The sequence below is a fragment of the Candidimonas nitroreducens genome, from assembly GCF_002209565.1.
GTDB lineage: Bacteria > Pseudomonadota > Gammaproteobacteria > Burkholderiales > Burkholderiaceae_B > Candidimonas > Candidimonas nitroreducens.
In genome coordinates, this window is sequence record NZ_NJIH01000004.1 from 408,275 (window position 1) to 428,066 (window position 19,792).

General features: G+C 58.6%; 25 protein-coding genes. 19 read left to right on the top strand and 6 right to left on the bottom strand.

The window, feature by feature from the left end; translation table 11 throughout:
* Window positions 1–32 precede the first annotated feature (32 nt).
* The 18 genes from CEY11_RS09435 to CEY11_RS09515 all read left to right on the top strand — a co-directional run bounded on the left by CEY11_RS09435 (window position 33) and on the right by CEY11_RS09515 (window position 13,204).
* Complete coding sequence (locus CEY11_RS09435; protein ID WP_088603106.1) at window positions 33–413, top strand: hypothetical protein; 381 nt, start codon at window positions 33–35, stop codon at window positions 411–413.
* 20 nt (window positions 414–433) lie between these two features.
* A complete protein-coding gene (locus tag CEY11_RS09440; protein WP_088603107.1) occupies window positions 434–1,087 on the top strand; it encodes a hypothetical protein in 654 nt (217 codons plus the stop codon).
* Window positions 1,088–1,099: 12 nt separating this feature from the next.
* The gene (locus tag CEY11_RS09445; RefSeq protein WP_088603108.1) at window positions 1,100–1,807 is read left to right on the top strand and encodes a hypothetical protein; all 708 of its coding nucleotides are present in this window, start codon (window positions 1,100–1,102) and stop codon (window positions 1,805–1,807) included.
* Complete coding sequence (locus tag CEY11_RS09450; protein WP_143322757.1) at window positions 1,804–3,363, top strand: hypothetical protein; 1,560 nt, start codon at window positions 1,804–1,806, stop codon at window positions 3,361–3,363. Before CEY11_RS09445 ends, CEY11_RS09450 begins: the two co-directional genes overlap by 4 nt.
* Window positions 3,360–3,842 (top strand): GNAT family N-acetyltransferase, encoded by a 483-nt coding sequence (locus CEY11_RS09455; RefSeq protein WP_198958869.1) that lies wholly within the window; start codon window positions 3,360–3,362, stop codon window positions 3,840–3,842. The genes CEY11_RS09450 and CEY11_RS09455 overlap by 4 nt, the downstream gene beginning before the upstream one ends.
* A 13-nt stretch (window positions 3,843–3,855) precedes the next feature.
* Window positions 3,856–4,971, top strand: a complete 1,116-nt coding sequence (locus CEY11_RS09460) for a hypothetical protein (protein ID WP_088603110.1) — start codon at window positions 3,856–3,858, stop codon at window positions 4,969–4,971.
* Window positions 4,972–4,980: 9 nt separating this feature from the next.
* Complete coding sequence (locus CEY11_RS09465) at window positions 4,981–6,945, top strand: hypothetical protein (RefSeq protein ID WP_088603111.1); 1,965 nt, start codon at window positions 4,981–4,983, stop codon at window positions 6,943–6,945.
* A 251-nt stretch (window positions 6,946–7,196) separates the two neighbouring features.
* The gene (locus CEY11_RS09470) at window positions 7,197–8,624 is read left to right on the top strand and encodes a hypothetical protein (RefSeq protein WP_143322762.1); all 1,428 of its coding nucleotides are present in this window, start codon (window positions 7,197–7,199) and stop codon (window positions 8,622–8,624) included.
* Window positions 8,625–8,736: 112 nt separating this feature from the next.
* Window positions 8,737–9,978 carry a hypothetical protein gene (locus CEY11_RS09475; RefSeq protein ID WP_143322763.1) on the top strand — a complete coding sequence of 414 codons (1,242 nt, stop codon included), beginning with the start codon at window positions 8,737–8,739 and terminating at the stop codon, window positions 9,976–9,978.
* Window positions 9,975–10,382: a hypothetical protein gene (locus CEY11_RS09480; protein ID WP_088603114.1), complete on the top strand. Its 408-nt coding sequence runs from the start codon at window positions 9,975–9,977 to the stop codon at window positions 10,380–10,382. Before CEY11_RS09475 ends, CEY11_RS09480 begins: the two co-directional genes overlap by 4 nt.
* A gap of 59 nt (window positions 10,383–10,441) precedes the next feature.
* Window positions 10,442–10,681: a holin gene (locus tag CEY11_RS09485; RefSeq protein ID WP_088603115.1), complete on the top strand. Its 240-nt coding sequence runs from the start codon at window positions 10,442–10,444 to the stop codon at window positions 10,679–10,681.
* Window positions 10,678–11,166, top strand: a complete 489-nt coding sequence (locus CEY11_RS09490; RefSeq protein ID WP_088603116.1) for a lysozyme — start codon at window positions 10,678–10,680, stop codon at window positions 11,164–11,166. The genes CEY11_RS09485 and CEY11_RS09490 overlap by 4 nt, the downstream gene beginning before the upstream one ends.
* Window positions 11,139–11,483 carry a hypothetical protein gene (locus CEY11_RS09495; RefSeq protein WP_088603117.1) on the top strand — a complete coding sequence of 115 codons (345 nt, stop codon included), beginning with the start codon at window positions 11,139–11,141 and terminating at the stop codon, window positions 11,481–11,483. Before CEY11_RS09490 ends, CEY11_RS09495 begins: the two co-directional genes overlap by 28 nt.
* Window positions 11,422–11,625, top strand: a complete 204-nt coding sequence (lysC, locus tag CEY11_RS26155) for an Rz1-like lysis system protein LysC (RefSeq protein WP_456297772.1) — start codon at window positions 11,422–11,424, stop codon at window positions 11,623–11,625. Before CEY11_RS09495 ends, lysC begins: the two co-directional genes overlap by 62 nt.
* A gap of 279 nt (window positions 11,626–11,904) precedes the next feature.
* On the top strand, window positions 11,905–12,162 hold the full coding sequence (locus tag CEY11_RS09500; protein ID WP_088603118.1) for an Arm DNA-binding domain-containing protein: 258 nt from the start codon (window positions 11,905–11,907) through the stop codon (window positions 12,160–12,162).
* Window positions 12,163–12,192: 30 nt separating this feature from the next.
* The gene (locus CEY11_RS09505; RefSeq protein ID WP_088603119.1) at window positions 12,193–12,453 is read left to right on the top strand and encodes a hypothetical protein; all 261 of its coding nucleotides are present in this window, start codon (window positions 12,193–12,195) and stop codon (window positions 12,451–12,453) included.
* Window positions 12,454–12,507: 54 nt separating this feature from the next.
* Entirely contained in the window at window positions 12,508–12,876 is a 369-nt protein-coding gene (locus CEY11_RS09510) for a type II toxin-antitoxin system RelE/ParE family toxin (RefSeq protein WP_088603120.1), read from the top strand.
* Window positions 12,869–13,204, top strand: a complete 336-nt coding sequence (locus tag CEY11_RS09515) for a helix-turn-helix domain-containing protein (RefSeq protein WP_088603121.1) — start codon at window positions 12,869–12,871, stop codon at window positions 13,202–13,204. The genes CEY11_RS09510 and CEY11_RS09515 overlap by 8 nt, the downstream gene beginning before the upstream one ends.
* Window positions 13,205–13,430: 226 nt before the next feature.
* Here CEY11_RS09515 and CEY11_RS25105 read toward each other — a convergent pair whose 3' ends face one another.
* The 5 genes from CEY11_RS25105 to CEY11_RS09540 all read right to left on the bottom strand — a co-directional run bounded on the left by CEY11_RS25105 (window position 13,431) and on the right by CEY11_RS09540 (window position 17,529).
* The gene (locus tag CEY11_RS25105; RefSeq protein ID WP_143322766.1) at window positions 13,431–13,895 is read right to left on the bottom strand and encodes a hypothetical protein; all 465 of its coding nucleotides are present in this window, start codon (window positions 13,893–13,895) and stop codon (window positions 13,431–13,433) included.
* A 619-nt stretch (window positions 13,896–14,514) separates the two neighbouring features.
* Complete coding sequence (locus CEY11_RS09525) at window positions 14,515–15,195, bottom strand: beta/alpha barrel domain-containing protein (protein WP_233154812.1); 681 nt, start codon at window positions 15,193–15,195, stop codon at window positions 14,515–14,517.
* 1 nt (window position 15,196) lies between these two features.
* Window positions 15,197–15,532 carry a hypothetical protein gene (locus CEY11_RS09530; protein WP_143322769.1) on the bottom strand — a complete coding sequence of 112 codons (336 nt, stop codon included), beginning with the start codon at window positions 15,530–15,532 and terminating at the stop codon, window positions 15,197–15,199.
* 433 nt (window positions 15,533–15,965) lie between these two features.
* Window positions 15,966–16,712, bottom strand: a complete 747-nt coding sequence (locus CEY11_RS09535; protein WP_088603124.1) for an EAL domain-containing protein — start codon at window positions 16,710–16,712, stop codon at window positions 15,966–15,968.
* 55 nt (window positions 16,713–16,767) lie between these two features.
* A complete protein-coding gene (locus CEY11_RS09540) occupies window positions 16,768–17,529 on the bottom strand; it encodes a response regulator transcription factor (protein WP_088603125.1) in 762 nt (253 codons plus the stop codon).
* A 402-nt stretch (window positions 17,530–17,931) separates the two neighbouring features.
* On the opposite strand from CEY11_RS09540, the gene CEY11_RS09545 reads away from it, so the two are divergent.
* Window positions 17,932–18,837 (top strand): LysR substrate-binding domain-containing protein, encoded by a 906-nt coding sequence (locus CEY11_RS09545; protein WP_088603126.1) that lies wholly within the window; start codon window positions 17,932–17,934, stop codon window positions 18,835–18,837.
* A 355-nt stretch (window positions 18,838–19,192) separates the two neighbouring features.
* Here CEY11_RS09545 and CEY11_RS09550 read toward each other — a convergent pair whose 3' ends face one another.
* The gene (locus CEY11_RS09550) at window positions 19,193–19,750 is read right to left on the bottom strand and encodes a YbjN domain-containing protein (RefSeq protein WP_088603127.1); all 558 of its coding nucleotides are present in this window, start codon (window positions 19,748–19,750) and stop codon (window positions 19,193–19,195) included.
* Window positions 19,751–19,792 lie beyond the last annotated feature (42 nt).

Here is a 19,792-nt window from a genome sequence, read left to right on the forward strand (position 1 = left end):
GGGTTTGCGGCGCTTTTTTTGGAGTTACCAGAATGACCGACGAAACCCAAGACGCCGCCCAACAGACCGCCGCAGTCCAGGGGGCAGATACTGCAACGCCAGCGATTGATGCCTCTGCCACGCAGGCCGACGACCCAAACGGCGCTGCCTCGAATGCGGCCGCACCCTCCACCGGCGCACCGACGGCCTCTGCCGAAGCTGCACCCTCTACCGCTGGCGCATCGCCCAGCGACGGAAATTCCGACGATGAATCGCTGACCTTCGAAGAACGGGTGGAAAAACGCTTTGTTGAGCTCGAGCACTTCCTGCTGAAGTTGCCGCGCTCGATCATGCACGCCCTGCATGGCGGCAGCGGTACGCCCGAAGAAGTCGCGCAGCGCGCCACCCAGCACCTGCTGGACAAGAACCAATAACCCGTTCCCTGGAGAATGACATGGCAAACATAGGCATCCAGCAGGCCACGCGCCCGCATGTACGCTTTGAGTCGCGCCCCGAAGAAGACCGGGCTGCCTCCATCGAGGCGGGCCGCAAGATCTACAAAGACGTGGACTGGGTGGTCATCACGCCGGTGGGCGGCCGCGACGTGGTTGAAAACCGCGCCACACTCTGGCTCGCCAATATCCGCGACCGCGCCCAGGTCGGCCAGTACGACGCGGAATGGGTCGAGCACTTTCAGCGCATGTACGACATGTACAAGCAGGGAAAGGAACTGCCCGAGGATGGTACCGCATTACGCATGTGCACCACGCTCTTCACGCCGGCCGAGATCGAAAACTGTCTGTCCGCAGGCATACGCACCCTGGAACAGCTTGCGTCGATTAACGAAGAAGGCATGGGGCGTCTGCACATGATGGGCCGCGCCCTGAAGCTGCGCGCGCAAGAGGCGATCACGCTCGGCGAAGGCCGCGGCGATGCCATGAAGGTCGAAGCCCTCACACTGGAGAATGCCCAGCTCAAGGATAAGGTTGGCGAGTTGACGGAAAAAGTCTCTGCGCTCTCGGAGATCGTCACCGAACTGCAGGCCGAGCGCGCGCTGGAGCCACCCAAGCGCGGCCGACCGGCCAAGAATGAGGCGCTGGCAGCGTAAGGCGAGGCGAGCATGAGCAACTGCCTGTCCATCATCCAAGATGTCTGCCAGCGCGTGGGGCTGCCTGCGCCCAATGCGGCCGCGCAATCCACTGATCCACTCGTTTTGCAGATGGTGGCACTCTCGACCAAAGAGGGCGAATGGCTGTCCAACCAATATGACTGGCAGGCGCTCACGCTCGAGGCGCATTTCCTCACCGTTGCCGATCAGGTGCAGGGGCAGCTTTCCACGATCTGTCCCAACCTGAAAAACATCATCAACGACACGATGTGGAACCGCGATCTGCGCCGGCCGGTCTTCGGGCCGCTGGCGGCGCAGCGCTACCAACAGCTGCAGGCCATGGTGATGCAGGGCCCCTGGAATCAATTCATCATCCAGGGCGACAACATCCTGTTTTTCCCGGTGCCTGTAGCTGGGCAGAACATCTGGTTTCAGTACACCACTTCCAATTGGTGCCAGTCCTCTGGTGGTATTGGTCAGGGCCGATTCAAGGCCGATACGGACATCCTGCTTCTGCGCGAGGACGTGTTCAAGCTCGGCTGTGAATGGCGCTGGAAGAAGGCCAAAGGCCTCGATTACGCCCAGGATTTTGTTGACTACGAAACGATATTGGAAACCGCGAAGGCACGCGACGGCTCGAAAGACGTGATCAACATGGGGGACGTGAAGTACGACATTTATCCCGGCATCCTCGTGCCGTCCGGGAGTTGGCCGGTATGATTCGCCGACCGGTCGCCGCAGTTCGGGCTCAGCAGACAGCGCGAACAGCCATTATCCCCGCACCCGTGGGTGGTTGGAACGCGCGCGATCCGCTGGCGGCCATGGCGCCGGGCGATGCGATCATCCTGAACAACTTTTTTCCGCAGCCGGGCGGGGTGGCGTTGCGCAATGGGTCGCTCACGTGGGCCACGGGCCTGGGTAACCAGGTCAACACCATCATGGGCTACAACCCCGCTGCGGGAATGCCCAAGCTCTTCGCCGCCGCGGGCGGCAGTATTTTCGATGTGACCGCGGGCGGTGCTGTCGGCGCGGCAGACGTGTCGGGATTGTCCAACTCCATCTGGAGCCACCTGAATTTCGCCACCCCAGCAGGCCCGTTTCTGCTTGCGGTGAACGGCCAGGACGGTTACTACATCTACAACGGTTCGGCATGGCAAAGTGTCACAGCAAGCTCATCGCCGATTTCGATTACGGGCGTGGATCCAATCTCGCTGTCAGCAGTTCAGAGCTACGCCAGCAGCGTGTGGTTCACTCAGAAGGATTCGCTAACCGCCTATTATCTGCCCGTGGTAAGCGTCGGGGGTGCTGCGACCGCGTTCCCCATGAATCAGATCTTCCGCCGCGGCGGCCGGCTGGTGGCCATGGGTGTCTGGACTGTGGACGGCGGCTATGGCATGCAGGATTATCTCTGCTTCGCCACGAGCGAAGGCGAGATCGCCATCTATGGGGGCACCGACCCTTCGCAATCGTCCACATGGTCGCTGGTGGGCGTCTATCAGGTGGGCACGCCCATGGGGGCGCGCTGCTTCATGAAGTACGGCGGCGATCTGCTCTATATCGGTAAGGATGGTCTGGGCCCCGTTTCCAGACTGCTTGGGTCTTCTCGCGTGAACACGGAAACGCAGCTCACGTACAAGATTCAGGGCGCGATCTCGCAGGCGACCGCCAGCTACGCCACGAATTTCGGATGGCAGATGATGCTGCATCCGCTGCAAAACCAACTCTTTCTGAACGTGCCGATTGCGCTGGGCCAGCAGCAGCAATATGTGATGAACACAATCACGGGCGGTTGGTGCAACTTCACCGGCTGGCCGGCGAACTGTTGGGAACGCTGGCAAGACCGCCTCTATTTCGGCGCGAATGGAAAGGTAATTCAAGCCTGGACGAATAACCTGGATGACGACGGCGAACAGATCCAAGGGGAGGCGTTGCAGGCGTTCCAGACCTTCGGTAGTGGCCAGCTCAAGCAATTTCTGATGGCCCGACCCATTCTGCAGGGGTCTGGCAATTTCGGCACGCTTCTGGGCGTGAACGTCGATTTCGATACCGGCTCGCCGGTCGGCAATCCATCGTTCACACCATCCACGGCGGGCCTGTGGGATCAAGGCTTCTGGGATCAAGCGCTCTGGGGTGGTCAGTTCGACATCGCCAAGAATTGGCAGCAAGCCAATGCCATGGGCACATGGGGTGCCGCGCATCTGCGCATTTCGGGCCTGGATGCTTCCATCAACTGGACGGCCACGGAATACCTGCTTCGTGATGCGGGGGTTCTGTGAAGCGCATCCTCTGGAACGAGCCGGAACGTGTTGAGCGCTTTGTGCGCGAAAGGCTCGATTGCCGGCCATTCAAGGAATATGCGGCCATCGGCATCGAAGATGACGGCGAACTGATCGGAGGCATCATCTTCGACAGCAAGTGGGGCGCCTCCATTCAGATGCATGTGGCCTCCAACGGCTCGCGCCATTGGATGACGGCTGCGGGGCTGGCCGCATGTTTCGGCTACGCCTTCAATCAGGAAAAAGTAAACATCATCGTCGGCCTCGTGAGGGCCGACAACATCGAGGCACGGCGCTTCGATGAGCATCTCGGATTCAAGCAGTGCGGACAACTCCCGCTGGCCTGTACCGATGGAACGGACTTGATTGTCTACGGCATGCGCAAAAGCGACTGCCGCTATCTCCAAGGTAAATACCATGCGGAACTTATTGCTGAGCTGCGGGATTCCGGATCTTCCGGCCCGCGCCTTCCGACGTAGCCCTCGCGGAGGCGTGTCCACTCTCGAGGGTGGCGGCAAGGGCGGAAGCGCTCCCTCCTACCCCGATCCCTATCAGGTCGCGGATGCGACGACGCAAACCAATCAGGCGAGCGCCGCCTATAACAAGGCGTTGAACCTGAACAACAATACCAACGCGTTCGGGTCGCAGACCACCACACAAACGGGCACCGATCCCAACACGGGCGCGCCGATCTACACCACCTCCAATCTGCCGAACTCGCAGCTCGCGGGGCAGATCAATTCGTTGTTGGGACAGGCCGGCAACAGCGGCGCGATCAACAATCAAGCGATGGGGCTGCTCAACGGCTTGACGGGCACCTACGGCCAGAACAGCCAGAACGCGCAGACCCTATTCAACAACGCCCAGAACCTCCAGGGGGGCCTGCTCGGACTCGGTTCACAATACTCGGGTCTCAATTCCAGTCTCGCTGGCTTAGGCTCGACACTGAGTCCAGAGGCCGCGCAAAATGCCCAGCAGCAAGGCCAGGATGCCGCCTACAAGGCCTCCATGGGATACCTGCAGCCGCAGTTCAACCAGCAGACACAATCCCTCTCCGCACAGCTTGCGAATCAGGGCATACAGGCCGGCTCTCAAGCCTACACGAATGCCACGCAGAACCTGGGCCTCCAGCAGGGCCAGCAGCAACAGGAAGCGCTGAACAATGCGGTTCTGACCGGTTCCCAGATGGGTACGCAGAACCTGCAAAACCAGATTGCCGGCATCAATACCCAAGCGGGTCTGCTGGGGCAGCAGGCCTCGAATCTTGCGGGTCAAGGCGGCTTGTACACGGGCGCCGGCCAGATCAACAGCGGTAGCGCGCTTGGCATCAATGCGGGCAACAGCTCGGCCGCGGGCTTGGCTGGGCTCGCGGGCCAGATGTCGGGGCTCGGCCAAGTGCCCTATTCAGATCTAGGTTATCTGAGCAGTCTCGTGCCAGGATACTCGGGCACCGGCAGTTCCTCGTCATCGCCTGCTGACATCGCGGGCTACACCAACAACGCTTACCAATCGCAGTTGGCCAACTACAACGCGAATGTTCAATCCCAGAATTCCATGATGAATGGGCTTATGGGCTTGGGCGCGGCCGGCATGCTCGCATTCTTATAGGAGAACATGATGGCAGGCTTATTTCAAGCTGGCGTGCTTCCGCAATATGCAGGAACCGCCTACGGCCTGAGCCAGCAGCAAATGCTCGCCCAGGCCCTCATGCGCAACGCCATGCAGGGACAGCAGTTGCCGGCGACGGTGGGCTCTGGCGGCTCGCAGAATTATCAAGTGGCACCGCGCTATTCGCTGGGTGCCGGGCTCGCGCAATTGGGCCAGGGCGCGCTTGCCGGCTCGGCCATGAACAATGTGGCGCAGGGCATGAACAATCTGGGCGCGGCGCAGTGGCAGTACCTCACGGGCGCCAACCCCTACGGCGCCAGCATGGGGGGCTCATCCTCCCCTCTTCAGCAACCCCCAGCAGGTCAACCCGCAAGCGGGACTGCTGGGGGCGCAGGCGTATCCGGTGGCTCCGCAGGTCAATCCGCTGGCGCGGCCGCTGGGATGACGCCGCGGCCGTTTCTGGCTCCCGGTGGCGCAATGAACCCGGGCGGCATGCCTGTGAATCAAGCCGCCATGCAGTATTTGACGCTGGGCCCAGAGGAATACAGCAAAGAGTTCGTCGCGCCCTACTACCAGCCGACCGAAATCGCACGCAACATGCGCGCTGCGGGCATCGATCCTAATTCGGCGCTCGGACGCCAGATTATGCAGCAGCAGGTGGCCAAACAGAATTACATTGCGCCCACGTCGATCCGTGCCAATGGCGGCATGTACAACCCCGCGACCGGCGAAATCACCATGCTTCCCGCCGCGGCGCCCGCTGGATACCAGAGCGTTCGGGATCCACAAACCGGGCAATGGAGCTACCAGCCCGTGCAAGGTGGCGCTGCCGCCGTGGCTGGCGCGGAACAGGCCCACCAGACCGGCAAAACGTTGGGCTCCCCGACGGAGGTGTATTCGCCGAATGCGGACGGCCAGGGGCATCCCGGGATGGTGCGCGTACTCGGCTCGCAGGTGTATGGAGCGCTTGGCGCCCCGACCGCACCGGGAAATCCTACACTCCCCGCGCCGCTACGCAACAACAACCCCGGCGCGCTGATGCCGGGCGGCAAATTAGCACAGTACCCGACGATGGAAGCCGGCCTCGCAGCTTTGGATGGGAATCTACAGTCTTACGGCAAGCAGGGTGTCGACACGCTCTCGGGCATCATCAAAAAATGGGCGCCTCCGAACGAGAACAATACCCAGGCCTATATTCAGGACGTGAGCCAGCGCCTGGGGCTCTCACCGGCCCAGAAAATAGATCTTTCGAGTCCGGCGGTTCGTCAGGCGATCGCCACGGGCATCATGCTGCATGAAAATGGCGCGAACGGTGTGTTTGCGGCGCCGACAGCGCCCACAGCTTCTACCCCCATGGCCGCACCGCCACTGGGCGCGACGCCAGCCGCCAATGCCGCGCAGAGCGCCGCACCCGAGTCGATGCAGAAAGACTATGAAGGCATGCTGGAAGATGGCCCACAGCAGCAACAAGCCATCGACGCGCTCAATACCATGATGCAGTTGGCCAAGCAGAAAGGGCCGCTCATGGTGGGGCCTATCGGGGCCTACGCTGGCAATACGGGCCTGAGCACCAGCGCAGCCGAGTACGACAAACAACGCGCGAACGTCATTGCATTGCTCGGCAAGAGCCTGGGAAGTGGGGGCACAGACGCGGGCCGGGCCAACATCGCCGAGTCGATCCCGGACTACGGCAAGCCCCAGCACGCGATGATCGAGGGGATCCAGACCCAGATCAATCAGCTAACCGCCGGTCTTCTGCGGCGCCAAGTGCTCACGAACGCCTACAACGCAGGCAACTCGACCAACTACACCGCATTGGCCAACGGCTTTGACCAGAACATCAAGCCGTCGATGATGCCCATCTTGAGGATGTCGGGTACGGCGCAGCGCACAGCCGTTCAGGCAGCCCTCAAGGCCAATCCCGCGCTGCGGTCGAGCTTCGAGTGGGCCTACAACCACGGACTGCTGAAATGAGCGGATTCGACGACTACCTGAATACGGCGCCCGCAGCCACGGGCGCGCCCTCTTTCGATGCGTATCTGGGGGCGCCGGCTCAGGCTGCGGCTCCAGTGGGTGCGGCGCCTTCTGCGGGCGCACAACCCGGTTGGCTTGCTTCCTTGGCTGCTGGTCTAGGGCACGGCGTGGGTGAGGGAATTCTTGGGCTCGGGCAAACCGCCGGGGACCTCTTTGGCAAGACAATAAGTCCCGAGGCCGGGCAACTTGTCATGGACACTACCAACACCGGACTCAAGAATTTGAATTCTTGGTACTCGCCCTATCAAAGCGCAAACCCTACTGCCGCCGCAATCGGAAACGTTACAGGCCAAGTTGCCTCGACTGCCCCCCTTGCGTTGGCGGCTCCCGAAATGGGGGCTGCCTCCTTTCTGGGTCGAGCGGGAACGGGTGCGGCTTTGGGAATGGGGTCGGCGGCATTTTCTCCCGTAGATCCATTGCAACCTGGACAAAATTTCACTGACCAGAAGTTGGGCCAGATCGGTACGGGCGCCGCAATTGGCGGCATTGCGGCTCCTCTTGCCGGCATGCTGGGAGATGTAATTCAGGGCGCAGGAGGGCCAGCTCAGCGCGCACTCGCGCAAGCTGGCGTTCCCCTTACTCCAGGCCAGATTCTAGGAGGGAGACTTGCCACCATGGAAAGCAAGGCTACGAGTTTGCCTCTCATCGGCGACATGATTAAAGGGGCTCAGAATCGCTCTGTGCAGGGTTTTAACCGGGCAACCTATGATCAAGTCCTCGCCCCGCTGGGACGCACCTACAGCGGGCCGGTGGGTCAGGATGGCGTCAATGCCGTGCGCCAGACCATTGGGGATGCCTACAATTCGGCACTCTCAAATATGACGTTTCGGGCGAATGATCCGCAATTTAAGACCGACATTCTCCAATTGGGACAAATGGCGGAAGGACTGGGAGCACCCCAGAAGCAAACCTTCTTGAACACAGTGAAAACGCAGATATTCGGCAAACTCAGTCCTCAGGACACCATGGACGGCCCGCAACTACAGGGCGTTCAGTCCGAGCTCGGCAGGCTCGCACGTGGGTACCAAGGCGATCCCTCGTTCGATAATCGCCAGCTCGGCGCAGCGATTGGGGAAGTCAAGAATGCAATCGACCAATCGCTGCCACGCTACAACCCACCGGAAGCCGTCGAAAACCTCTCGAATGCGAATGCGGCTTGGTCCAATTTCACGCGCTTGCGCACAGCCGCCGGATCTCAGGGCGCCATGAATAATGGAGGGGTATTTACGCCGGCTCAACTGCAGAACGCCGTGCGTGCTGGCGACAGATCGGTGGGAAAAGGTGCTACAGCAGCCGGAACGGCTCCGATGCAGAATTGGTCGCAGACTGGCATGGAAGTGTTGGGGCGTGGATATCCCGATTCAGGGACGGCGGGGCGCCTAGGGACGGCTGGCGTGATCGGCGCCATAGCGGGACACCCCGAAATGTTGCTGAACCCAGCGACCTATTTGGCAGCAGCCCCCGCCATGGCTTATACCCCCTATGGACAGAAACTAGCCCAGGCGCTTCTTATGAACCGTCCCGCCAGTGCGCAGGCGTTGGGCGCCGCTGTCAATCGCTTCGCTCCCGCTGTTTCTGCCCTGGGCCTTCCTGCGTTCGCGGGCCTCCCGCAACAGTGACCGAACGGTAGGAATAGATGCCACGATGGCCACTGCAATCATTCGTTGAATATCCATTGAATCTCTCCAACGGCTGCCATGTGTGGCCGTTTTCATTGTAGGAGACTGAAAAATGCCTCGCAACGGCTCCGGACAATATTCTTTGCCTGCTGGCAATCCAGTGGTGACCAATACGGTCATTTCATCCTCAGGATGGGCCAACCCGACGCTTTCTGATTTGGCGGCTGCCATTACCGATTCTATCGCAGCAGACGGCCAGACGGTACCCTCGGCCAACTTGCCCATGGGAAACTACCGGCACACGCAAGTTGCCAACGCGCAAGCGCGTGACGACTATGCGGCCGCCGGCCAGGTGCAGGACGGCGCATTCACGACACTGGCGAACGTTGCCGGAAGCGCTGATGCGATTACCGCGACCGTCGGGCCCCCTATCACCAGTTACGCTACCGGCGCGAAATTTACCTTCACAGCTGCAGCAGCCAATACCACGACGACGCCCACGCTCTCCATCGATGGATTGCCGGCCGAAACCTTGGTGCACGCGGATGGATCTGCGTTGGCAGCGGGAGACATCCTCGCTGACGCCACGGTGGAGGTTTATTTCGACGGCACGAACTTTCGCATACTCGGCATGTATTCGCAGAGTGCCGAATTTGATCGGATAGTGGCGCCGGGTGGTACCGTCACTGGCGACATTTCGATGAGTGGAAATCTCACGATATCGGGAAGCGGCTCATTGACTGACCCCAATGCGCAGTGGCTCGGCAAAGCTGTTGGCGAAGTTTTCCCGCTGATGACCTATCTTACTGGCGTCACGGAACCTCCCACGACTAGCAGTCTATTTCGATTCATCAAGCTCACCGCCAGCGACAGCTACAACGCCGGCGTATTGACCAGCGAGAGCGTCAGTGGCAGCGACCCGACCATTACGGCAACGGCGGTTGTTTCACTTACCGGCAGTCCATTGAACGGCAGAACGGTGCATTTACTGAACACTGAACGGTATTTTCTGCGTCCAGGAACATCGGGGGTCGGGGAGAACAGCGCGAACCTATCTCACTCCCACACTGGCGGCGCCGTTTCGGCAGGAAACCACGCGCACACAGGAACGACGGATTCTGCGGGCAATCACAGCCATACAATCCCCAACACCAACATCGGCCAAGCGGGGGGCGGCTCGCTCATTCTTGGCAGCACGGACGTTAGTTATACAGGCAATGCGGGCGCGCACACGCACACGTTTACGACGGGCGCAGCCGGCACTCACACTCATGACATCACCATCACCAGCTCGGGCGGCTCAGAATCTCGGCCTCGCTATATCGGCGCAACTTACTACATGAGGATCTTATGACCTATTACGCATCCGCTGGTGCCATCAGCACCGATCCCCTCGAGGGTGGCATCGAAATCAGCGAAGACCAGTATCGCCAAGCACTGGCCGCGATGATGGACGGGAAAGCCGTGGCCATCGATGGCGGCTTTCATCTGGTCGAGCCGCCCGCGCCAGCGCCCACACCGGCGCCTCAGCCGTCCACGGTCATGTCCACGCTGGACTATTTCAACCGCTTTACGGACGCCGAGTACGCGGCAGTCAAAAGCGGCCCGATGGCGATTCAGCGTGGCTTGGACATGCTGATTGCGGCGCAGTACATCGATGTGACTGACCCCAGGGTGACCCAGTACCTTGATGCGCTGGTGACTGCGGGCATCATCAACGAAGCGCGCAAGACCGAGCTGCTCGCGCCGCCGGCGTGACGTTACCCGACCGAACCTGACAGCCGCCCTCGAGGCGGTTTTTTATTAAGGAACCCGCAATGAAACTGGACGCGGCAATACTGGATGCCACGGTAACCACGATAGCGAGCCGCACGACTTATGGCGGGGCGGGCGCATCAGCTGTCGGCTGGGCGGCGAATATCGACTGGCTGACCGTTGTCGGCGTGGCCGTGGCGGTGATCGGCTTGGCCGTGAACGTGTATTTCCAGATCCGACGCGACCGGCGCGAGTCCGTACTGAATCAGGCGCGCATCGCGGCGCTGCGGGAAAAGCAATGATCCCGGCCAGTCTGAAGGCGACTCTCCTGCGCCTGATCGCTACAGGAGCGCCTGCCGTTCTCATTGCGGCGGCGCTGATTGGACATTCCGAGGGCACGCGCTACACGCCCTACCGGGATGTGGGCGGGGTGCTCACGGTCTGCGAGGGACACACAGGGCCTGATGTGATCGAGGGCAAGACCTACACGCCGGGCGAGTGCGCAACCCTCAGGAACCGCGATATCGCCGCCGCGGAAGCGGCCGTGGATCGCCTTGTGAAGGTGCCCATCAGCACGACCGAGCGCGCGGCGCTCATCGACTTTGCGTACAACGCGGGCGCGGGCAACCTTGCACGCTCTACGCTGCTGCGCAAACTGAACGCAGGAGACCATGCCGGGGCCTGCGCCGAGTATCGACGCTGGGTGAATGCCGGCGGCCAGGTGCGCGCCGGGCTCGTCAACCGCAGGGAGGCCGAGACATGGCTCTGCTCAATAAATACACCATAGCCACGGCCGCGCTGCTACTCGCCCTGGCCGCCCTATGGGGCTACGGACGCTACCGATACCACGAGGGCGTCACCGACACTCAGACCGCCGCCAAGATCGCCGCAGCGGCCCAATATGCCCAGGACGTGGCTCGCATCAATGCGCAGGCCGCAACCCTGCAAGCCAAGCTCACGGAGTTGGAAAATGCTTCCCCCAAGATCGTCACACAATACCGGGATCGGGTTATCAAGGTTCCTCTGCCTGCTGATTGCCGCATTGATCCTGACCGGCTGCACAACCTGCAGGCTGCCGTCCAAGCCGCCAACGCTGCCCGCTGATCTGGCCGCGCCGTGTCCGCGGGTGCCCGGGTTCGATTCCGAGTCGTGGGATGATCTCGGGCTTGCATATATTGGACTGACGACGCAGTATGCGCAGTGCGCCGCGCGGCATGATGCTGTAGTGGGGGCTTGGCCGAAGTGAGGCTATACTGGACGCTCATCGGCCGCACGTCGTTCGCAAGCATTACGCAAATGGTGCCAAAACCCGCATGGATTCAAGCAATTCGATTCCGGCCCCGGGCACCAACGACTTGTCCCATACAGGTTCAAGTTGCACCAAACTCTCAAGAAAATCATGTGGCTAGAATAGAAACTTAGCCCATGAGGTTCCATCAAGTTTCAGTAAATCCCGACGTTGCGTGCCCCCCCAAGGTGTACCTAGACTGGTCGTACCCAGTTTTCTTTTTGCAGGGGTACACCTATGGGATTCCCGACTGACCTGAAGATCCGCACCCTCTCGTCCGACGCCAAAGAGCAGTTGCTGAATGACGGCGATGGCCTCTACCTGCGCGTGCGCGCATCCAGTAAAAGTTGGCTCTACCGCTACAAGTCCGGTGAGAAGCAGATCAAGATCGGCCTGGGTGCCTATCCCACCGTCACCCTCGCGATGGCGCGCGCACTCACCAAAGAGGCAAACGCGCTACGCGCTCAAAGCATCCACCCACAGGACGCTCGGTGAGAACAGCAAGAGCAAGCCAAGATCGCCAAGATGAATACTTTCGAGCTGATGGCGCGCGCCTGGCTCGAAAGTGCAAGTAAAGATCGCGTCTGGTCTGCCGGCTACAAAAGCAAGGTGACTCGCCACCTGGCGCACGTATCGAAGGAAGAGCTGGGCGCCAGCTACGACCGCGCCACATTCCTGGCTCAGAGCAAGATGATGGTGCAGCAGTGGACGGATTTTCTGGATGAGCTGGAAGCCGGCAAGATGCCCAAGCTTGCGGAAAACGTCCTTTGGCTCAAGCAGGCGTAGAACTGCCTTGGGTTGCAATCCGTAGCCTCATCATCCCAGAAATGGTATATTTACATGAAGCCTTCCACCACAAAGCCGCTCTTCTGGCTTGGCAGCAGCAAGAAAGACCTGCTGGCCCTTCCCGTCGCTGTACGAAAGTTTTTCGGTCATGCACTTGATTTCGCCCAGCGTGGCGAACAGCACGAAGCGGCGAAAGTGCTAAAGGGCTTTGGCAGTGCCGGCGTACTGGAAATTGTTGAAGACGACACCGGCGGCACTTACCGAACCGTCTACACCGTGCGCTTCGCTGAAGCCGTCTTTGTGCTGCATGTCTTCCAGAAGAAAAGTAAGCAGGGGATTGAAACCCCTAAGCGGGACATGGACATCATCCATCAGCGTCTGAAGGCGGCTGCAATCGTTGCGCAGGAGTTGAGAAATGAATAAACGCATCGTTGCGGGTATAGAAGTCGAAGCCAGCACAGGTAATGTGTTTGCCGACCTGGGCCTGCCCGACGCCGAAAAGCTGCAGATCAAATCAGGGCTGACCGTCGAGATTGCCAAGGCCATTCGTGAACGAGGACTCACCCAGGCCGAAGCCGCACAACGTATGGGCCTTACCCAGCCCAAGGTGTCGAGTCTGCTGCGTGGCGAATTCTCGAACTTTTCCGAGCGCAAACTCATGGACTGCCTGAATCGGCTGGGTTATGACATAGAAATCCGCGTGCGGAAAACGCCGGAACCGGTCGGCCACCTGGTGCTGACTCACGCTTGAGGCGCTGACTCGTTTGTGGCCGCAGCAACGCGCCTGACGCACCCGCCGGCAGAGCCAGTTTCTTGCACACAATGTGTCAACGGTCGATAACCACTGCATCAGGCAGGGCGATCACGGATCCGTCGCCAGTACCCCCTCGACACGCCGTTGTGGCGCGCACTCCGCCGGAGGGTCGGAAAAAATTCCAGTGGCGAAGGAAGAGCGGCTCACTCCAGATTTCGAGCAACTACCATCTGCGCTTAAGCTCCAGCATACGTATTGCATTGCAAAGTGCGTCACCGCCTCCGAAGAGATAAACACAAACATCCACGCCCACTTCTCGACAACGCTTGTCATCTGCGGGGAAATCCGAAACGAAAACAACGGCCTGTTCATTAGGGAGACTACTGACTGCTGCCGTGATGGCAAATACATCAAAATCCGGATCATCTGTGCTGCCGTCAATTACTACCACACGCCAACGTTTGCTTGGCCTATAAATTTCTTCAGCACTTGTGGCTATCGACGTGTGATAGCCCGCGTTGAAAACGAAATCGTGCAGGTTTAAATATGCGTCATATTTCCCCTGAGACCGTGTACTCAGGAGCAAAAACACCACATCGAAATCGCTCATAATTTCTTCATCACATCCGCCTAATAACACAGTATTAATGAAAGCCCTTGCCTTCCTCTGTCCACCAAAATCGTACACGCCACATTCCTCGCCATCGACAAATTAGTTATGGCGCAGCGACGATGTGACCCTCTAATGGAATTCCAGGTGCGGGATACTGTTTTTATAAATTTCAGTCATGCCCATTCCAATTCGCACGACGATCGTTCCCCAATCGTTTGGATGCGGCTCGATATGATGCCCGCCCAATCAATGCTACGGGTATGGTTTGGGTTAAAAATTGAGTTACATTCACACCGGCAGAATGACTGTCAACGTAACTATTACCGACTAGATGTTAGAGGCAATTCGTAGTTTAAATAGTGAACAATATCAACGTGTATGTTCTTCAGTGTCAGCCGTTCCCATTTGATTTCATGAAAATTCCCCGCGGGTCTAGGCTGAATTTCATGTGGCGCTCAGATGTGCCTCTCTTCCGTCGCGCCCTCTCGATTATCGGAAAAGCGGCTTAATTTCCTAGGCGAAGCAGTAGCGCTAGCGACGTCCCGCATCGACACCCAGACGGGCGCAACGGCTTTCATACAGACTGAACACGAAAACACCTCAGACAGTGGGCACGACGCTCCGATGTCTTGGATGACAGATCTGTACCGAGACATCCAAGGCGCTCTTATCGAAGCGCAGCGGGAGTGCCGCGTTATGCCATGACCCCGTCTATCTGGAAAATGGCATTGATTTGTGCCTGAAGCGAGTCCTTGCCGAACATGCCTCTGAACAAAGCGCTACCCACCGTAAAACCCCAGGCCTTGGCCTCAATCACGGCCCTAACGCGCTCTTCGCCGTCGATACTACCGGCAGCGATAACCGGAATCCGTGCCGCCTTCCGTACTCGCCGCAGCAGCTCCGCCGGTTCACCCGCGCCAGCAAACCGGTAAGCAAGCAGATCGAGCCCGTGCACACCAGGCATGGACGCAATGCGACGTGCGTCCTCGACGATCTCGTCCATTGTTCCTTCAAGCACTGTCGGGTGCCCCACTGTACGGCCAACAAAAGGAAAATACTGGATAGGAGAACCTTGCAGCATCGCCAATGCCTCCTCCAAGTTACAGCCACCAAGTAAGTAGTCGACATTCATATCAAGCGCCGCTCTAATCGAATCGAGCTCGCCCTCACGATTCGTCGCTACTACTTCGAGCATGGCCTTTCGGCCATCTGCGCGAATGCGTTGGGCCAATTTCTTGAGCGAGCGCACGGGCAAACCAATATCCTTGAAGCCGACATAGAAAACGGAACTATCGCGCAGACCGTCATAGACCTCCAGCGCGTCAGGCACCGTCGCGTCGTTTTCCGTCAGCATCAGGATGAAATGGGAAGACACGTCAAACTCCTTTCGAACAAGGGAGATTGGCCCGGAAGCCAACAAATTGATGAGCGGTTTGAAGCGCAGTCCGAAAGTCAGGCAAGAGCATCGCATCGGGGGGCTCAAGCACGTCAAGTACGTCGGGCCGCATACGGGCATCGGCCAACATGTTTATTTTGCGAACTTCCAGCGACAGGCCGAGCGTCGAGACAGTTCGCGACAATACGCTCGCATCTCCTATGACGAACGAAGGATGCGCTGCGATGAAATCCTCATCGGCAAAAATTTCCGCGATGATTTCCAGGCCAATACCGGCGGCATCGCCCATCGTGATGGCTATTGGGAAAATATCCACGTTAGGACTCTCATGGAAGGCTCGAGACATCAAGGCGTGCTCGCAGCACATGCTTGTCGCCAAATCCCCCAGCCTTGACAATCATCGGAAAGACACGGCCTGCCATACAGACTCCACGAGGGGAACGCCTGGCATGACCACGGGCGCAGGCGATATCGAGCTATGCTCGCGACTGCGGATTCAAGCTACCGACGACAAGCCATGGCGCGCTGCAGCGCCGGGATGGAAAGTTGCGGCGTCGGTTCAGGCCTTGGTAGCATGCGGGCAAGCGCACGTAACAGTCCGGTGGAACCGGCGAACTACACGTCGCGTGAACCCGCGAATAAATCCACCAACTCATCGAGATCACTCCCAACATGAGCGCCTATGACAACGTGGTCGTACTGGCGCAGCAGGATTTTCGCAGGTGCCGCATTCCGCGCGATAGCGACTTCTACGCCTTCTGCGAAAAACACGCTTCCGCTAAGGCCATAGGCAAAGGAGTCAGCTCGTCGACCCGAGCTGACTCCCTTATGGGCTGCCCAAACAAATAGCCCTGAACGAAAGGCACGCCCAGATTTTTTATGGCAGTCCGCTTTTCCTCCGTGTCAATATTCTCGGCCACGAGCTTTCCGCCGCGACCGTCAGTGGCCAGGCGCAGATGGTTAAAGCGCTGTGCGTTGGCCTTACCGGCTAAAACGAGATCGACAGTCCTGCCAGAAACCTTCACGAAATCTGGCTCCAGTTCGTGTATGTGCTTTATTTGGAAATGTCCGTTTTCAACATCGTCAAGTGCCACTCGCGCATTAGCGCGTTTGACGCAATAAATGAAGTTTTTAAGCGTGTCGCTGTCGGTAATCTGAACGGTTTCCGTTAGTTCAAAAATCATCCTATCGACTACATCCACATGTTGATAGAACTCTCCCAGGAGCAATCCCAAGTGACGTTCAACTGTCAAGATCGAGATGTTAACCCCGGCAACTAGATCGGGTTGCAGACGAAGCCGCGCCGCCACCTTGCGGAACATCGCCTTATCTATCAAATGAATAAATCCGAATTCTTCGCCCGCTGCGATAAATTGCCTATGCCGGGTTTCATCTTCACCCGATTCGCGTATTCGAGCCAGCGCCTCCCAGTAAAGGACATTGCCACCGTCTGATTCGACTACCGGCATGTACGCCACTGAAAGTAAATTTTCCATCGAATGGCCTCACCGCATTCAGCGTATATATGACCCAATCTGAATTGACAGAGGTTCAATGAGTGACCTGACCGACCCATCGCAAATGGTACGGAAAACCCTCCTCTTGCTCAGCGACGGCTGACCTCACTGGCATCAAACGGAATCCCTGCCCGTAGACACTGCTCAACTGCAAGCCGTTCTCGGGCTTCAGGGACAACTTCATCCTCAAGCGGTAGATATGTGTGTCCAATGTCTTGGACTCAAACTCCAGAGCACGCCCCCAAATGGCTTTTTCAAGCGCAGTGCGCGGCACAATGCGCCCTATATTGCAGAAAAAGTACAGCCCCAAATCAAACTCGAGGCGCGATAATTTCAAGGGCTTGCCCCGAAGCATGATCGTACGATACGCGGGATCGAACACATAGTCTCCGACCCGAATGAGATCGGCCGAAAGCATTGACTCCGGATAGGCCCGACGCAGCAACGCAGCAACCCGCGCCGCGAACTCCCCGGCACGCACCGGTTTGCTCACGTAGCCGTCCGCACCGACTGTAAACATCTCAGCGACATTGCTCTCATTGAGATCTCTTGCTGTCAGGAGCAAGATTGGTTTTATCCAACCCGCGACGGCTCGAACCCTGGCAACCATCGCCATGTCCATACTGTCGGCGCCAACGTCCAAATCGATAATGAACATGTCGTATTCGGTGACATGGCCTGACTGCAAGAATAGATTTCCCTGCGTCTGGATTGAATATTCGTGCCCCATTGCACTGAGCTGAATGGCCACATGCTCAACCTGCCCATGCTTGCCACTCAACACTGCTATTTTCATGACTTCACCTCTAAACACCGTACATATGGGACGATTGACCCGATGCTCACAACTGCAGCAAAACCGCGTAATCGAAGCCCAATTCCTTGCCGCATAAAAGCATCCCAACTGTCAAGAATCGATAAGAGTGAAAACTCCCAATCGGGAACAGCGGTATCCCGCTATGCGTGACAGCGACGAACAACAAATCACATCGAAAAACTGCGATTACACCGCCGAGGAATAGGCCGCGACACGCCAAAACAACAGGGCATAGCAATATAATGACGTTCAATTAGACGCCGCATTTTTTACGACCGTTTGTTACTCACGAGCCACTACTCTAAACAGAGTGATGCATCGCAACAATCGACAATGCAGCCCCCTCCTATGACCTGACGGAATAGCTTTCTGGCCACTTTCATGAGACTGCAACTTCCTTCTATGCCCGAACTCCATGCCTTTCTCGCGGTCGCAAGCACGGGGAGCTTTTCCAGCGCAGCACAAACGCTATTTGTCACGCAAGGAGGGGTCAGCCGTTGTGTGCAGCGCCTGGAAGACCATTTGGGTGCTCCGCTCTTCATGCGCAACGGCCGAGGCGTGTCGCTGACGCCAACCGGACAACAGTTCTATGAAAAAATTGCACCCGCCATGCAGGCGCTGGCCGATGCGGTCGCTGGCGTCCAAGGCCATGCGGATCCTAGAGGTGTTCTGCGCCTGCGTACCGTGTCCACGCTTTCCTCGCGCTGGCTGGTGCCTCGCCTGCCGCGATTCAATGAACGCCTACCCGGCGTGCGCGTAATCATCCAGCCCAATCTACTGGATGACGATTTTCTGGATAAGGAAGTGGACTGCTGGCTCCACTGGCGTAAATCGGCTAATAGTCCCTGGCCCAGGCATATACGGGCGACGTACATCAGCGGCCACGAGATAGTGCCGATCTGCCATCCCTCCGTACTGGCCGCCATCAAAACGCCGGCAGATCTGCTTCGCTATCCCTTGCTCTACCATGTCGAGGCGCCCGAACTCTGGCTTCAATGGTGCAAGGCCCACGAACTGCCGCCGCCGAAAACGTTGGACTCTCAATTCAACATCATGGCCGTCGCCATCGACGCTGTCGCGAATAATTTGGGCATTGCCTTGTCTCCGAGCTGCCTCGTCCAGCAGGACGTTCAGTCAGGCCGTGTCGCCGTACCACCCAAAATGACCTATCACAGCCGTCGCGGCTACTATTTGTGTACGCCGAAGGCCCGCGACGACGACCCAGTCATCGACGCGTTCCGGGACTGGCTGCTGGAATGCGCCGCCGCCGACTTTCAGGAGAAATAGAAAACTGGATATATCCCGCGCCGCTCTTACAGGCAGCGTCGGGAGATTCTGTTAGTTGAACTGAACGTGGCAGCCAAAACGCCATGCGATCTGCTGGTGAATCGAAAGGCAATGCATGTCGAGACCGGTCGTCGACGCCGGGAAATGATTTTCGGAAGAAGCCTCACTAGGGCCCAGCAAGATTGCAATGCCGCATCTTCGCTGGGCCGTATCGCTGTACTTCTCTTGACCTGGTTATCTCACGTCCGAGCAGAGCGTGGAAGCGGTTCTGGATGCGTACTGCCCCAACCTGTTTCCTATTTTCCAGGTCGCGTTTTCGCAAGTTTCCCCAGAAATTACCGGCACGCCGCCGCGCTCATGACTGCGCGGCAGCCTCGCGTGTGGGCTTGTCGGCGGCCGGGACGCCTGTCGCCGGTTCCTGCTCGGTCATGGAGAGACGATTGCGCAGGTGCAGCAGGAACTCTTGGATCAGCCGATCCCACAGCTCGATCGTCGAACGCAGGTGGCGCTCCGACACGCCGCCTGCGACAACTACATCCATCTCCAGCGCGAGAAACTGCCCGTGGCTCGCGAGCCGTGCGAATCGCTTGCTGCGGTTCCAGTCCGCGACGACCTCCGCCGGAAGGTCGCCCTGTACTTGGAGCACGCACGACAACGTGTAGTCGATGTACGGCTGCGCGCCCGATTTGGTATTTCGCGGCGCTAACTGGGCGGCCGGATTGCCAAAGCGCACCGTGAAGCCAACCCCCTGGCTCGCGCTCATCAATTGCACCAAGCCATTTTGCTCGGTGGCCGTCACGCGATAGCCGGTGGCGCGCAGCACGTCGGCGAGCAGATCGGCGCTGATTGTCTCGATCTGTGCATTTTGAGGCGTGCGCTCGTCGCCGATATTTTTCAAATGGCTGTCCTGCATATCCGTCTTCCTTGTATTCAATGAATCAATCGGTTCGATCCG